The 13,913-nt window shown below is 51.2% G+C and carries 13 protein-coding genes and 1 pseudogene; 8 read left to right on the top strand and 6 right to left on the bottom strand.

All coding sequences use genetic code 11. The features are described from left to right. From KQJ18_RS15310 to rhaB, 4 genes are all read right to left on the bottom strand, one after another. Window positions 1–546: iron-containing alcohol dehydrogenase (locus KQJ18_RS15310; RefSeq protein WP_216422234.1), on the bottom strand; the 546-nt coding region annotated here is incomplete at its 3' end. Between the two features lie 11 nt (window positions 547–557). Beyond that, window positions 558–1,382 carry a rhamnulose-1-phosphate aldolase gene (gene rhaD, locus KQJ18_RS15305; protein WP_137347092.1) on the bottom strand — a complete coding sequence of 275 codons (825 nt, stop codon included), beginning with the start codon at window positions 1,380–1,382 and terminating at the stop codon, window positions 558–560. Between the two features lie 143 nt (window positions 1,383–1,525). After that, complete coding sequence (gene rhaA, locus KQJ18_RS15300; protein ID WP_204564398.1) at window positions 1,526–2,785, bottom strand: L-rhamnose isomerase; 1,260 nt, start codon at window positions 2,783–2,785, stop codon at window positions 1,526–1,528. Continuing rightward, complete coding sequence (rhaB, locus tag KQJ18_RS15295; RefSeq protein ID WP_216422233.1) at window positions 2,782–4,251, bottom strand: rhamnulokinase; 1,470 nt, start codon at window positions 4,249–4,251, stop codon at window positions 2,782–2,784. The genes rhaA and rhaB overlap by 4 nt, the downstream gene beginning before the upstream one ends. 300 nt (window positions 4,252–4,551) lie before the next feature. Between rhaB and rhaS the strand changes: the two genes are divergently transcribed. From rhaS to tssD, 4 genes and pseudogenes are all read left to right on the top strand, one after another. Further along, entirely contained in the window at window positions 4,552–5,400 is an 849-nt protein-coding gene (gene rhaS / locus KQJ18_RS15290) for an HTH-type transcriptional activator RhaS (RefSeq protein ID WP_038635932.1), read from the top strand. 79 nt (window positions 5,401–5,479) lie between these two features. Continuing rightward, window positions 5,480–6,319 carry an HTH-type transcriptional activator RhaR gene (gene rhaR, locus KQJ18_RS15285; RefSeq protein WP_110496321.1) on the top strand — a complete coding sequence of 280 codons (840 nt, stop codon included), beginning with the start codon at window positions 5,480–5,482 and terminating at the stop codon, window positions 6,317–6,319. Window positions 6,320–6,525: 206 nt separating this feature from the next. After that, a complete protein-coding gene (locus KQJ18_RS15280; protein ID WP_253297495.1) occupies window positions 6,526–7,215 on the top strand; it encodes a hypothetical protein in 690 nt (229 codons plus the stop codon). Window positions 7,216–7,401: 186 nt separating this feature from the next. Then, window positions 7,402–7,880 (top strand): annotated as a pseudogene (gene tssD / locus KQJ18_RS15275) (type VI secretion system tube protein TssD). Between the two features lie 89 nt (window positions 7,881–7,969). Here the strand turns inward: tssD and rhaT are convergent. Further along, entirely contained in the window at window positions 7,970–9,004 is a 1,035-nt protein-coding gene (rhaT, locus tag KQJ18_RS15270; protein WP_216422231.1) for an L-rhamnose/proton symporter RhaT, read from the bottom strand. A 288-nt stretch (window positions 9,005–9,292) separates the two neighbouring features. Here rhaT and sodA point away from each other — a divergent pair, with 288 nt between their 5' ends. Both sodA and kdgT read left to right on the top strand, forming a co-directional pair. Further along, complete coding sequence (gene sodA, locus KQJ18_RS15265; protein ID WP_038635943.1) at window positions 9,293–9,913, top strand: superoxide dismutase [Mn]; 621 nt, start codon at window positions 9,293–9,295, stop codon at window positions 9,911–9,913. Between the two features lie 236 nt (window positions 9,914–10,149). Next, a complete protein-coding gene (gene kdgT / locus KQJ18_RS15260) occupies window positions 10,150–11,133 on the top strand; it encodes a 2-keto-3-deoxygluconate transporter (RefSeq protein WP_216422230.1) in 984 nt (327 codons plus the stop codon). A gap of 41 nt (window positions 11,134–11,174) precedes the next feature. On the opposite strand, the gene KQJ18_RS15255 is transcribed toward kdgT, so the two are convergent. Then, entirely contained in the window at window positions 11,175–12,071 is an 897-nt protein-coding gene (locus KQJ18_RS15255; protein ID WP_042313435.1) for a dihydrodipicolinate synthase family protein, read from the bottom strand. Window positions 12,072–12,223: 152 nt separating this feature from the next. Between KQJ18_RS15255 and yiiM the strand changes: the two genes are divergently transcribed. Both yiiM and KQJ18_RS15245 read left to right on the top strand, forming a co-directional pair. Then, the gene (gene yiiM, locus KQJ18_RS15250) at window positions 12,224–12,898 is read left to right on the top strand and encodes a 6-hydroxyaminopurine reductase (RefSeq protein WP_150344471.1); all 675 of its coding nucleotides are present in this window, start codon (window positions 12,224–12,226) and stop codon (window positions 12,896–12,898) included. 218 nt (window positions 12,899–13,116) lie between these two features. Beyond that, complete coding sequence (locus KQJ18_RS15245) at window positions 13,117–13,821, top strand: GntR family transcriptional regulator (RefSeq protein WP_060683053.1); 705 nt, start codon at window positions 13,117–13,119, stop codon at window positions 13,819–13,821. Window positions 13,822–13,913: the final 92 nt, after the last annotated feature.

Here is a 13,913-nt window from a genome sequence, read left to right as displayed (position 1 = left end):
GATTTCCAGCATCACGCTGGCATCATCCACGGCGATATCCGGGATGATGTTCGGGTCGATGATCACCTCTTTAACCTTGCGAGCAGAGTCGATAATCACCGCATTGCTGGTCATTTCTGCAGCAGTGCCGGCGGTGGTATTGATGGCGACCAGCGGAACGCCGGCATTTTTCACTTTGCCCACGCCGGAGTATGCGGTAGAAGGGCCTGGGTTGGCGGTCAGGATTTTCACCGCTTTAGCGGTATCGATCGGACTGCCGCCGCCGAAGGCGATAATGTAGTCACATTCTGCGCTCTGATACGTCGCAAAACCTTTCTGCACCAGCTCTTCTGTCGGGTTTGGGAACACCTCATCAAACAGGTGGTAAGACATTTGATGTTCATCCAGCGCGCTAAACAGGCTATCCAGCAGGCCCAGTTTCACCAATTGACCATCGGTAACAATCAGCGCTTTGCCCCATTGCTTATTCGCCACGAGGTTCACCATATCGGCAATCGCTCCAGCGCCATGCAGGCTAATTTTGGGTAGTGCCAACATAAAACTCATTACTATTCTCCTTATAATGCTAGTGCGCTTGCCAGCGGAGTCACGCCAAAACGTTTGCCGAGTGCGACCAGTTCTTCACGCGTGATGGTCTGCTTCATACCGCCCATCGAATAGATTTTGACTAAAACCTCAGCGGATTTCTCAGCGGTATCGATCAAACCGAATGCTTCATCGAGGGAGGGGCCGCTGCCGAACACACCATGGAACGGCCACAGAACAAGCGAATGCTTCTGCATTTCCTGCGCGGTCGCCTGGCCGATTTCATCCGTACCCGGCACCATCCACGGCAAAATGCCGACGCCATCCGGGAACACCACCAGGCACTCGGTGCTGCCTTCCCACAGTTTGCGGGTGATCAGCGCGGTGTTGTTTTCCAGCACATAGGTCAGGGCGATCAGGTTGGTGGCGTGGCAGTGCATGATCACGCGATCTTTGCCGTTCGTCGCTTTAATGCGTTCGCAGTGAGAGAGGAAGTGGGCTGGCAATTCGGAGGTTGGCACCGCTTCGTGGGTCAGGCCCCAAAGGATGTGATAGCCCGCACCGTCGCTGTCCACTTTCACTACGCCTAAATTTGCCGCCGGATCGAGCTGAACGTTACGGAAAAATTTACCCGAGCCGGTGACGATAAATGGCGTATTCGCCAGCAATGGCATGGGTTGACTCAGCGCAATATAGCGCGGTTTGTCGTGGAAATCGCCGCTAAATGGCGCGATGTCTGCTTCATCCAGGCGCAGCGTCAGGTTGCCGCCGTTACGTTCATCCCAGCCTTTCAGCCACGCATCGGATGTGGCTTTGATCATTCCCTGGACAAACCAGGAATGAGTAATGTTCTGCATGTTCGGTGCTCCCATTTATTGCCCGAAGGTTATCGGGTCTTACGTAGGCCGGATAAGCGCAGCGCCATCCGGCAATCGTGTTTTATTTATTGCCGGATGGCGACGCGGGGCGTCTTATCCGGCCTACAGATCAGGTGTCGCTATCAGCTACGTTTGCTCAGGATCTCTTTTTCATAGGCGCGAACGCTATCCAGCCACTGGCTGCCCGCTGGCGTGTCGTGGCGCTGACAATACATTTCCCAGACGGCCTGCCACGGCAGTGATTTTTGTTCTTCCAGCAGGGCCAGACGTGCGGTGTAGTCGCCGCTGGTTTCGAGCTGACGCAGTTGCTCGGTTGGTTCTAACAGCGCGCGCAGCAGGGCTTTTTTCATATTGCGGGTGCCGATAACCCATGCCGCGATGCGGTTAATGGAAGCGTCGAAGAAGTCGAGACCGATGTGTACGCGATCAAACAGGTTGTGGCGGACGATTTCGCTGGCAATAGCCTGAGTTTCATCATCCAGCAGCACCACGTGATCGCTGTCCCAGCGCACCGGACGACTGACGTGCAGCAGCAGGCGCGGTACATACAGCATGGCGGCGGAGATTTTGTCGGAAATCACTTCAGTCGGATGGAAGTGTCCCGCATCCAGGCACAGCGCGGTCTGGCGGCTGGTGGCGTAGCCCATATAGAACTCGTTGGAGCCGACGGTGTAGCTTTCAGCGCCGATGCCAAACAGCTTGCTCTCAACGGCGTCAATATGGTGTGCCGGGTCGAGTTTTTCGCTGATCACTTCGTCCAGTGCTTCCAGCAGGCGCTGGCGCGGCGCTAAACGGTCAACGGTGATATCTTTCATACCGTCCGGGATCCAGATGTTCATTACCGACGGCGTACCCAACTGTTCGCCAAAATACGCCGAAACGCGACGGCTGGCTTTGCAGTGGTCAATCCAGAACTGGCGAATGTGGTCATCGGCATGGGCCAGCGTGAAGCCGTCGGCGCTCAGCGGATGAGAAAAGCAGGACGGGTTGAAATCCAGCCCTAACTGGTTTGCTTTCGCCCACTCAACCCAGTTTTTGAAGTGTTCCGGTTTGATTTGGTCGCGGGCAACCGGCGTATCGGATTCCAGATAGATCGCATGCAGATTCAGGCGTTTTGGACCCGGTATCAGGCTCAGCGCCTGCTCCAGATCGGCACGCAGTTCGGTCGCGTTGCGCGCTTTGCCAGGATAATTGCCGGTAGCCTGAATTCCGCCAGTGAGCGAGCCTTCCGGGTTTTCGAAACCGGCGACGTCATCGCCCTGCCAGCAGTGCATGGAGACCGGCAGACGATCGAGCTGGCGTAAGGCCGCCTCGACATCAATACCTACCGCGGCGAAACGCAGTTTTGCCAGTTCCCAGGCTTGTTCAAGTTGAGTGGTCATGCGCAAAGCTCCTTTGTCTGTCGTAGTGATTGAAACTGCGCCTGGTAGTGGGCAATTTCACTTTCCGGATTGGGAATGAAGGTGGTCAGGTCGTAGTTGGCACGCACTACCTGACGGAAATCATCGACGTTGTTAAGCTCGTCCAGCGTCATCAACTGGATGCCGATGTTGCCGAGCGTGGAGGCCTCAATCGGCCCGGACATAACGCGAATACCGCAGGCATCCGCGCACAGCTGATTCAGTAACGCGTTCTGGCAACCGCCACCAACAATGTGTAATTGGCTAAACGCTGCACCACGCAGGTCCGCCAGCTCTTGCAGAATGTCGGCATACAGCAGCGCCAGGCTGTCGAAGATACAGCGCGCCAGTTCGGCGTTTTGCAGAGGAACAGGTTGGCCCGATTCACGACAGGCCGCCTGAATTTCCGCACTCATATCGTCGGGGTTGATAAAGCGATCGTCGTTCGGGTTTATCAGGAACTGGCAAGCCGGCAGCGCTTGCGTTTCGGCGATAAGCGTTGGCAGGTCGTCGATCTGACGCTCTTTTAATACGCGCTGGAGCAGCCACAGCCCCATAATATTTTTCAGTACCCGGTAGCGCCCTTCCGCGCCGCCTTCGTTGGTAATATTCGCCGTCAACGCCGCATCGTTGGTATACGGCGTTCTGCTCTCAAACCCCATCAGCGACCAGGTGCCGGAAGAGAGATACGCGCTGTTTTTATCGGCGAGCGGCGAAGCAATGACCGCGCTGGCCGTGTCGTGACTGGCAACCGCCACGACCGGAATTTGATTTTTCTGCGGGCAAATCCAGTGGCCAATGACGTTCCCCGGATGCGTCGGGCGACCAAACCAGGTTTTGTCTGCCCCGGTCCACACCAGCAGCGTGTCATCCCAGTCGTCGGTATTGATATTGACTAACTGGGTGGTGGTGGCATTGGTGTATTCCCAGTTCATTTCACCGGTCAGGCGAAAACTGAAGTAGTCGGGGATCAGCAGGGCATGCGCCACCTGCGGGAGCAATTCTGGTTGCTGTTCAACCAGCGCGCGCAACTGATACAGGGTGTTAAAGGGGAGAAATTGAATACCGCTACGCCGGTAAATCTCGTTTTTACCCGGTTGCACCATCGCCTGCGACATAATGCCTGTCGTGCGATTATCACGGTAAGAGATCGGCAGACCGACGCGCTGACCGGCGTTATCGACCAGCACGTAATCCACACCCCAGGTATCAATGCCGATGCTGTCTATCAGAATGCCTTCATCGCAGACTTTCTTCAGACCCAGACGAATGTCGTTTTCCAGGCTGTCGATGTCCCAGGTGTCAAAACCGTCCGTTTTTTGTAGGCAGTTAACGAAGCGGTGGATTTCACGCAGCGTCAGGGTGCGGTGTTCACTGTCGTAACGCGCCAGCATTACGCGCCCGCTGGATGCGCCGAGATCGACAGCGACACAATGGCGAAAAGTCATAGCGAGGTCCTTCTGAGTTTTATTGCACTCAGTCTAAGAACCCCCGATAAGACGTACCTTCTTAACAGTGACAGGCACAATTAGCGGCTGGCAACATGGCAAAGGTGAACGTGATGATGTTCACAGTTTCTACTCATGGGGCGGATTCGGGCAGATGTGACGCCTTCCGCAATTCCCGATCTTTCCCACCGTATCTTGAAGAATTGACCATGTTTACGCACTTTGGCGTCAAAAATTTAAGGTGAGGGTAGTAACCCTTAATTACTATTCAGCCATATTCGCTAAACAGGGGGAGCCGTCATGACTGTACTGCATTGCGTAGACTTTTTTCCGACAGGTAAAGCGCCAGTGGCTATTGAACCGCGGCTTCCTCAACCCGCGTTTCCTGAACATCATCATGATTTTCATGAAATTGTGGTGGTCGAGCATGGTACGGGGATCCACGTGTTCAACGGGCAACCGTATGCCATCAGCGGTGGTACGGTGTGTTTCGTCCGCGATCATGACCGGCATTTATATGAACATACTGACAATTTGTGTCTGACCAATGTCCTGTATCGCTCCCCGGATGCGTTTCAATTTTTAGCCGGGCTGAATCAGCTTTTACCTCAGGAACAGAATGGGCAGTATCCATCCCATTGGCGGGTAAACCAGGGGGTATTACAGCAGGTCCGACAGTTGGTGGGGCAAATGGAAGCGCTCGGTGAAGGAATGGATACGCCGACGGCGGCAAATCGTGAAATTCTGTTTATGCAGCTACTGGTCGTGTTGCGTAAAAGCAGCCTGATGGCAGCGGCAACCGATAACGACGCGCGGCTTAACCTTCTGATGGCGTGGCTGGAAGATAACTTTGCTGACGAGGTGTGTTGGGAGGCGCTGGCCGAAAAGTTTTCGCTCTCTTTGCGTACACTGCACCGCCAGCTTAAACAACAAACGGGATTGACGCCCCAGCGCTACCTTAACCGCCTGAGGCTTATTAAAGCGAGACATCTGCTTCGTCATAGTGAGGACAGCGTGACGGATATCGCGTATCTCTGCGGTTTCGGCGACAGTAATCACTTTTCGACGCTTTTTCGCCGGGAGTTTAATTGGTCGCCACGCGATATTCGTCAGGGGCGCGATCTCATTGCGGGAAGCAGCCTGCAGTAACGCGAAAGCTATCAACGTTTTTTACCGCCGAATCTCAGATAATCATGTTCCTTAACGCCGGATGGCAGGGAATATTGTGATGGCGAATCAGCTAATCCTTCTGACATCAGACTTTTTCGCGCATGAACAGCAGGCTGTCGCCGTGGCTGACCGTTATCCGCAGGATGTCTTTGCGGAACATACCCATGAATTTTGCGAGCTGGTCCTGGTCTGGCGCGGCAATGGTCTGCATGTTCTTAACGATCGTCCGTACCGGATAACCCGTGGCGATCTGTTTTACATTCGCGCTGAAGACAAACATTCCTACACTTCCGTAAATGACCTAGTTTTGCAAAATATCATCTACTGCCCGGAGCGGTTAACGCTGAATGTTGACTGGGAAGGGGCGATCCCCGGATTTAACGGTACGCCACGGCAGCCGCACTGGCGACTCGGCAGCGTTGGCATGACTCAGGCCAGGCAGGTGATAAGCCAGCTTGAGCATGAAAGCAATCAACGCGATGCGCAGGCTTTTAACATGGCGGAACTGCTGTTCGGGCAACTGGTGACCCTCCTTAAACGCCATCGTTATGCGACAGATACGCTCCCGGCAACGTCGAGTGAAACGCTGTTGGATAAACTCATTACCGCATTAGCCGGGAGTCATGAGCATGCTTTCGAACTGGATAAATTTTGCGAGCGCGAACAGTGCAGCGAACGCGTTTTGCGCCAGCAGTTTCGCAGCCAGACCGGGATGACCATCAACCAGTATCTCCGCCAGGTGCGGGTTTGCCATGCTCAGTATCTGCTCAAGCACAGCCGGTTAATGATTAGTGAGATTTCCATGCGCTGTGGCTTTGAGGACAGTAACTACTTTTCGGTGGTGTTTACGCGGGAAACCGGGATGACGCCGAGCCAGTGGCGTCATCTGGCTGAGTGAGTAACCATGATTACGTCGGATATCAAGATGATAAAATCTGACAGCGATCCCTCCAAAAATTGAAAATTTCGCGATGGCTCACTTCTGTAAATAAAGCCTAAAATAGGAATAACGACCATTATCAGGAGAGAATGATGAGCGTATGTTGAAATAATTTACCAGAAATTATTGGGCGTTAAACAATGCGGGCTTCTGACTATTTAAGAATGAAATTTCAAAATGACAGGCGGCTGGCGCTAACCACTCAGAATGCGGTTGGTGGAGTTTTGCAGTCAGCCCGGGGAGTTGCTTCAGATATATATTCGGGTATGGAGCGAGCTAGTTGGTATTCATCATGCTTTATACCGCAATACAATGATGTTTGTCAGGAGTTAAAGACTGAAGAAATAAGAACACTCTATTCCATAGAGTCTATATATAGATATCGTGATGTAATTGCATATATGCTCTATTTGTACTTCAAAATGATAAGTGATGATGTTGATGAAGGTAATCCAGAAGGTTCGGCGCGTCAGTTAATCAGAAAAATGTCAGCAATAGCCTCTCATATGAATATTGCAGGAGGGACCAGGTACGCTTTTGCTTCCGCGGCTTCTCTTGCGTTGTCTCAGTCTGGTTTCATGTCTAAAATCATTGTTGAACGTCTATCTGCAAAGCTACCACAAGCAGTATTCGTGCTTCAGTTTTTCGGCGTTCAACAAAAGTGTGCGCTTGCTGCCCGTCATCTAAAAGCAGTGGATTCAGATTATTATTGGATTTTATATCAGGCAAAGCTTGAAATGCTTTATTATTTTGTCGAACCAGCAATTTCCAAAATGATTAGCAGAGCAAAGTCTCAACTCTTCTCAAATCTTGATGACTTAGCTGATTTTTTACAGGGGGATTTTAGTGTTTAAGAGTTTGATAACACTTTTATTAGAAGGTGTAGTGTTTCCAGTTCTGGTAATAGGCTTTGGTTTATTATGGCTTCATCTGTTCCCTAAATATTGTTTATTGCTAACATTAATTACACTTATTATTCTGATGTGGTTGTTTCCCCGATTGACTTCACGGTTCACCAAGTTTAAATAAAAGGAGTTTAAATGTCTAACCCAGCTTATTTGTGGCTAACAGATGAAAATGGTTCTCCTATGTCAGGCTCATCTCTGGTTGTCGGACGTGTCGGAGCTATTGAAATAAAGTCACTGACTCACAACATCAATATCCCGGTTGATAGTAATACAGGGCGCCTAACGGGTACGCGAATTCATGCACCCATCATGTTTCAAAAAGAATTCGACCGGGTTACACCTTTTTTGTACAGAGATTAAGTACCGGAGCTACGCTCAAATCAGCGACGATCAAAATGTACTCAATTAATGAAGCAGGGATTGAAAAGGAATATTTCAACATCATTCTTCACAACGTAAAGCTTACGTCCATCACGCCTGATTTGTATCCCGGCTCATCAACAGGTACACATCTTGAAACGGTACTGCTTCGCTACGAGAAAATCACCTGGAAGCATTGCGATGGTAATATCATCTATACCGATGAATGGAATCACCGTACTACCTATTAAAAAATTAATCTGGCAAATAAAAATTTGTGTGTATCAAACTAACGATAGATGACGCCGAGCCAGTGGCGTCATCTCAGTACCCAGCATGCTTAGCTGGCCATTCCCAGACCAACAATGTTTGCCGCGACAATAATTACCACGCAGCCAAGACTCAGTACGCTGACCGGACGTCGACCCGCATTTTTCCACTCTTTCAATACCAGACCAACAATCCCGCCGCACAGGACATAGAAACTCATGTGCAGCATCCAGCTTACATAGTCATACTGTGCCGGAATACGCGCGTGACCCCAGGCGTAGAAGAAAAATTGCAGATACCACATCAAGCCACCGAGCGCGGAGAGTAGCACGTTGCTGATGATCAGCGGTTTTGCCAGCGAGAAGTCGGCTTTTATCGACAAGTTCTTCACTTTTGCCAGACGAATAAAGCAAAAACCCAGGTTAACCAGCGCACCACCGCCCATGATAACCACATAGCTGGGCAGAGCGACATACAGCGGGTCCACACCCAATGCGGCGGCGGCATCGTGCATCGGTTTCGCGGCGTTCATCGCAAATGACATCCCCGCGGAGAAAATGCCGCACATGACCGCCAGAACCAACCCTTTTTTCAGGTTGAACTCTTCGGCTTTGATGCCCATTTTGCGTTCTTTTAATTGACCCGCACGGGTAACAATGCCCACGCCAATCAGTGCGACCAACACGCCAAGCAGCGTCATGCGTCCGCCGGAGGTGTTGATCAGCACATCAAAGTTGCCGTTGATAATCGGGGTCATCAGCGTGCCGACAATCAGCGTAATACCTATCGCAATGCCGATACCCATCGACATACCGAGATAGCGCATGGTCAGGCCATAGTTAATGTTGCCAATCCCCCACATCGCCCCGAAAAGAAATACCGGGGCTAGTGTGGAAAGGCTGAAGGAGCTGAAGTAGGCCCAGAAATTGGGAAGTAACATAGAGCTGATAGTCCACGGAAGGATAAGCCAGGAGACGATCCCGCCTACCGACCACATCGTTTCCCATGACCAATGTTTGACCTGCTTGAACGGGGCATAGAAACAAGCTGCACTGGCTGCGCCTATCAAATGCCAAAAGATACCCATCGTAATCGCGTTACTCATGACTTAATCCTCGTTATTTTTTATCGTCGGTAATGACCCCTCCGACCTGACGAGTTTAAAAATTACGCAGGGTATTAACCTTTTAACGCTTGCCGCCATTTTGCGCATGTTGGCAATCATCACGTTAAGTGGGTGATTCGGTTCACATCTTTTACAATAAACTGATCGATTAAAACCTTGTAAAAAGTACGGCATTGATAATCATTTTCAATATCATTTAATTAACTATAATGACCCAACTGCTTACGCGGCGTTAACACTGGCCGCCCGACAACACTGGAGATGATTATGAGTTATACACTGCCATCCCTGCCGTACGCTTATGATGCCCTTGAACCGCACTTCGATAAGCAGACGATGGAAATTCACCATACCAAACACCACCAGACTTACGTAAACAACGCAAACGCTGCGCTGGAAAGTCTGCCTGAATTCGCCAGCCTGTCGGCTGAAGAGCTGATCACCAAACTGGATCAACTGCCAGCGGACAAGAAAACCGTACTGCGTAACAACGCCGGCGGCCACGCTAACCACAGCCTGTTCTGGAAAGGCCTGAAAACCGGCACTACGCTGCAGGGCGATCTGAAAGCGGCTATCGAACGTGACTTCGGCTCTGTTGACAACTTCAAAGCTGAATTTGAAAAAGCAGCGGCCACCCGTTTCGGCTCCGGCTGGGCGTGGCTGGTTCTGCAAGGTGACAAACTGGCTGTTGTTTCCACCGCTAACCAGGATTCCCCGCTGATGGGTGAAGCCATTTCTGGCGCTTCTGGCTTCCCTATCGTCGGTCTGGACGTTTGGGAACACGCTTACTACCTGAAATTCCAGAACCGTCGTCCGGACTACATTAAAGAGTTCTGGAACGTGGTGAACTGGGACGAAGCAGCAGCGCGTTTCGCCGCTAAAAAATAAGTTCTACGCTTAAATAATGCCCCTGCAAGCGCTGCTTGTGGGGGCTTTTTTGTGATCAAAATCAACATGGGAACGATGATCCATTTAAATTGAAACAATGTTTTATTGTGCGGGTGGGATCACTTTTATAATTCCTCTGAATGTCTATCTTCTGTTCATCAAGACGGGCGCATCTCAAAAGCAAGATGCAATCGCCCATAAAAATTGCCCCATTTTTATGTCTACAGGTGATGGAAATGCAGATCAAACGAACGATAGAGAGAATCCCTGGCGGGATGATGCTGGTGCCGCTTTTCCTCGGCGCGTTATGTCACACCTTTTCACCCGGCGCCGGGAAATATTTCGGCTCATTTACCAACGGTATGATCACCGGTACGGTGCCTATTCTGGCGGTCTGGTTTTTTTGTATGGGCGCGTCGATTAAGCTAAGTGCAACCGGCACCGTGCTGCGTAAATCCGGCACGCTGGTCATCACCAAAATTTTTGTGGCGTGGGTGGTGGCGGCAATTGCCTCACGCATTCTGCCGGAACACGGTGTGGAAGTCGGGTTCTTCGCCGGGTTGTCCACGTTGGCGCTGGTGGCCGCCATGGATATGACTAACGGTGGGCTGTACGCCTCGATTATGCAGCAGTATGGCACCAAAGAAGAGGCCGGGGCATTTGTCCTGATGTCTCTGGAATCAGGCCCGCTGATGACCATGGTTATTCTGGGAACCGCCGGGATTGCTTCGTTTGAACCGCACGTGTTTGTGGGGGCTGTATTACCATTCCTGATTGGCTTTGCGCTGGGTAATCTGGACCCTGAACTGCGGGAGTTCTTCAGCAAAGCGGTGCAGACGCTGATCCCGTTCTTCGCCTTCGCGCTGGGTAACACCATTGATTTGAGCGTGATTGCTCAGACCGGCGTGCTGGGGATTCTGCTGGGCGTGGCGGTGATTATCATCACCGGGATCCCATTGATTATCGCCGATAAACTGATTGGCGGCGGCGATGGAACGGCGGGGATTGCCGCTTCCAGCTCAGCGGGTGCGGCGGTTGCCACGCCGGTACTGATTGCTGAAATGGTTCCGGCATTTAAACCGATGGCGCCAGCGGCAACCTCTCTGGTGGCGACCTCGGTGATTGTGACCTCCATTCTGGTACCGATTATCACGTCCATCTGGTCGAAAAAGGTCAAAGCCAGGGCGGCGGAAATTGATCTTCGTGGTACCGTGAAGTAAGCCTCTTTTGCCGGATGGTCTGCGCCATCCGGCTTAGTCAGTTAACCTTTGACGACGAACACCTCATCAATAGTCCGACATTCCCCCTCATTCAACTCTCCGCCAGCATTACGTGACACGCCGGTGCAGTAGCCAAACTTACGCGATACCACGGTTTTGATGGTGGTGACAAAATCTTCGCCAATGGCGTAGATGGACATATAGGTGCCAATCTGGTCCTGAATATCGCGAAGCGTCGCCAGGTCGCCCTGCTTAAACGCCTCCCGCGCGCTGACAAACAGTTCCGGCATAACGTTGTTCAACCCTGAAATAATCCCCGCCCCGCCTGCCAGCAGGTTAGGAATGTAGTATTCGTCATAACCGGACAGTACGGCAAAATCTTCCCGCACGGCGCGCGTTGTCTGAATCATACTGCGGGTATGTGACTGACAGTCGACGGTATCTTTGATGCCGGCGAAATTTGGGAACTCGGCAGCGAGAGTGGCAACCAGCTCCGGCGTTAAATCACAGCCGGTACGCGCCGGGAAATTATAGGCAAACCATTTACCGCTGAGTTTCTGTCCCAACTGGCGGAAGTAGCTCAGCAGCTGTTTCGCCGTTTGTCCGTAGTAGTAAGGCGGCAGGATCATCACGGCATCATAACCTGCGCGATACGCTTCCTGCGCCATCAACAGAACATCATTCTGGCAGGTGGATGAGACGTTGGCGACCATCTTCAGCGAGCTCATAGCCCGGGCTTCACGGATCAGCAGCAGTCGTTCTTCGAGCGTAAAAGAAGCAAACTCCCCGATGCTGCCCATCAGCAAAATCACGTCGATTTTGGCCTCGGTTAAACGTTTGAGATGCTGGCTCAGACCGTTGAGATCGATCTTGCCGTCATTATCCATTGGCGTAATGGAAGGGCACCAGACGCCAGCAAATTGCGATTGACCAGTCACGTAGTCGACTCCTTATTTGAAATGATGTTTCAAAACCAGCTTACATTGATAGCATGTGTCCCTAAGCTTCATGTGAACCGTGCTCTCATTTTGAGCGACTGGGATAAAATAAATATGGTGTAATGGGGGAAATTTATCGGGAGAGGGAACAGATGCGATATCCGGTCGATGTTTTTACAGGCAAGATTCGGGACTACACGGGAAGCCGTCCCAGCGCGATTGCTAAAGTTCAGGTCGATGGTGAGCTGATGCTGACCGAACTGGGCCTGACGGGGGATGAACAGGCGGAAACGAAAATTCACGGTGGGCCGGATCGTGCGCTGTGCCACTATCCGCGTGAACACTATCAGCACTGGAGACAAGAGTTTCCGGAGCAGGCGGAGTTATTTGTCGCGCCCGCTTTTGGCGAAAACCTCTCCACTGAGGGGCTGATGGAAGAGAATGTGTATATTGGCGACATTTTCCAGTGGGGAGACGCGCTGATTCAGGTCACCCAGCCGCGCTCGCCGTGCTTTAAGCTGAATTTCCATTTTGGCATTAGTGATATGGCCAGCCAGATGCAGAATGCGGGCAAGACGGGCTGGCTATGCAGCGTCATCGCTCCCGGTCAGGTTTCGACGGACGCGCCGTTGATCCTGGCGTCACGCGTCAGCGACGTCAGCGTGCGCGAGGCGATTGCCATTGCCTGGCATATGCCGTTTGATGACTCGCAGTATCGCCGTTTACTGTCGGCTGCCGGGTTATCGAAGAGCTGGACCAGAACGATGCAAAAGCGCCGTTTAAGCGGCAAGATCGAAGATAATTCCCGCCGTTTGTGGGGGAAATAACGCTCACCTTAAGCTTGCGATTAAATCAGGTGTCGCCACCTGATTTATCGTCCTCATGGTTCATCTCCTCACGTACTAAAACCTGCCTGTCGCGCCATGTGTCCAGGCCATTCTTGATACCTGGCCCACAAAAAGAAACGATGCGTTGAAAAAAAACTTGAGTATTTCGTGCACTCAAATATCTTAGCTTCAAATTGGTTTAAACCAGATTGAGTGAGATGAAAAAGAAAAACAATGTTGATGTGCTCAGAGAGCGCTTTGAAAGCTGGTTAAACGAGAATAATTTGCCAGCGGGCTCCAAATTGCCTTCGGAGAGAGAGCTATGTGAGCTGCTGGATGCAAAGCGCATGACCTTACGTCAGGTTCTGATCGAGCTGGAGATTGATGCACGTATTTTCCGCAAGAACCGTAGCGGGTGGTTTATTTCATCGAAGCGATTCATTTATAACCCGAAATCACTTTCCAGCTTCAATGCCGAGGCCTGTGCCCAGGGGCGTAAACCTTTTTGGGATTATTTGACCAAGGAAACGATTGAGACGGTTCCGCACCATGTTGAGGATGTTTTTCTCTCCTCCGGCGATCGCTATTTAGTTACCGGCTGGTGTGGTCTTGATTCGCATAAAGTGTTTTATCATGAATCCTATATTGATGCCGATGTTGCGCCAGGATTCATAAACAAACTTGGCAATCAGTCTTTTGCCAGCGTCTGGGAAGATGCGTTCGGTCATGTATTAAATATCAAAGAAATGATTTTTAAACCGGTCAACATGCCGGAAGTGGCCTGTAAAGAACTGGGCGTTGCGCCAAATACTTATGGAATTTTAGTAGAAAAACATCGGGCAACCCGAGATAAAAAAGTGGTTCAGGTTGATTTTGAATACTGGCGACTTGAATCAGTGGAACTTGTTATTCGTGATGAATGAGAAAACTATGGGAAAATATAACCATGAACTTCTCGCTGAACGCGCGAGAAATATACCGCTGTACCTACATGCTTATGCCTTTCATCTGAATA

This window comes from Citrobacter sp. S55_ASV_140 (genome assembly GCF_018919505.1).
GTDB classification, from domain to species: Bacteria; Pseudomonadota; Gammaproteobacteria; order Enterobacterales; family Enterobacteriaceae; genus Citrobacter; species Citrobacter werkmanii.
Note: the sequence above shows the minus strand (reverse complement) of the source record. Positions and strands in the feature narration are given on the sequence as shown.

Excerpts from the sequence above, each read along its gene's own strand:
- rhaD (WP_137347092.1), bottom strand. The coding sequence starts at position 1,382 with ATGCAGAACATTACTCATTCCTGGTTTGTCCAGGGAATGATCAAAGCC.
- rhaA (WP_204564398.1), bottom strand. The coding sequence starts at position 2,785 with ATGACCACTCAACTTGAACAAGCCTGGGAACTGGCAAAACTGCGTTTC.
- rhaB (WP_216422233.1), bottom strand. The coding sequence starts at position 4,251 with ATGACTTTTCGCCATTGTGTCGCTGTCGATCTCGGCGCATCCAGCGGG.
- rhaS (WP_038635932.1), top strand. The coding sequence starts at position 4,552 with ATGACTGTACTGCATTGCGTAGACTTTTTTCCGACAGGTAAAGCGCCA.
- rhaR (WP_110496321.1), top strand. The coding sequence starts at position 5,480 with ATGGCGAATCAGCTAATCCTTCTGACATCAGACTTTTTCGCGCATGAA.
- KQJ18_RS15280 (WP_253297495.1), top strand. The coding sequence starts at position 6,526 with ATGAAATTTCAAAATGACAGGCGGCTGGCGCTAACCACTCAGAATGCG.
- rhaT (WP_216422231.1), bottom strand. The coding sequence starts at position 9,004 with ATGAGTAACGCGATTACGATGGGTATCTTTTGGCATTTGATAGGCGCA.
- sodA (WP_038635943.1), top strand. The coding sequence starts at position 9,293 with ATGAGTTATACACTGCCATCCCTGCCGTACGCTTATGATGCCCTTGAA.
- kdgT (WP_216422230.1), top strand. The coding sequence starts at position 10,150 with ATGCAGATCAAACGAACGATAGAGAGAATCCCTGGCGGGATGATGCTG.
- yiiM (WP_150344471.1), top strand. The coding sequence starts at position 12,224 with ATGCGATATCCGGTCGATGTTTTTACAGGCAAGATTCGGGACTACACG.
- KQJ18_RS15245 (WP_060683053.1), top strand. The coding sequence starts at position 13,117 with ATGAAAAAGAAAAACAATGTTGATGTGCTCAGAGAGCGCTTTGAAAGC.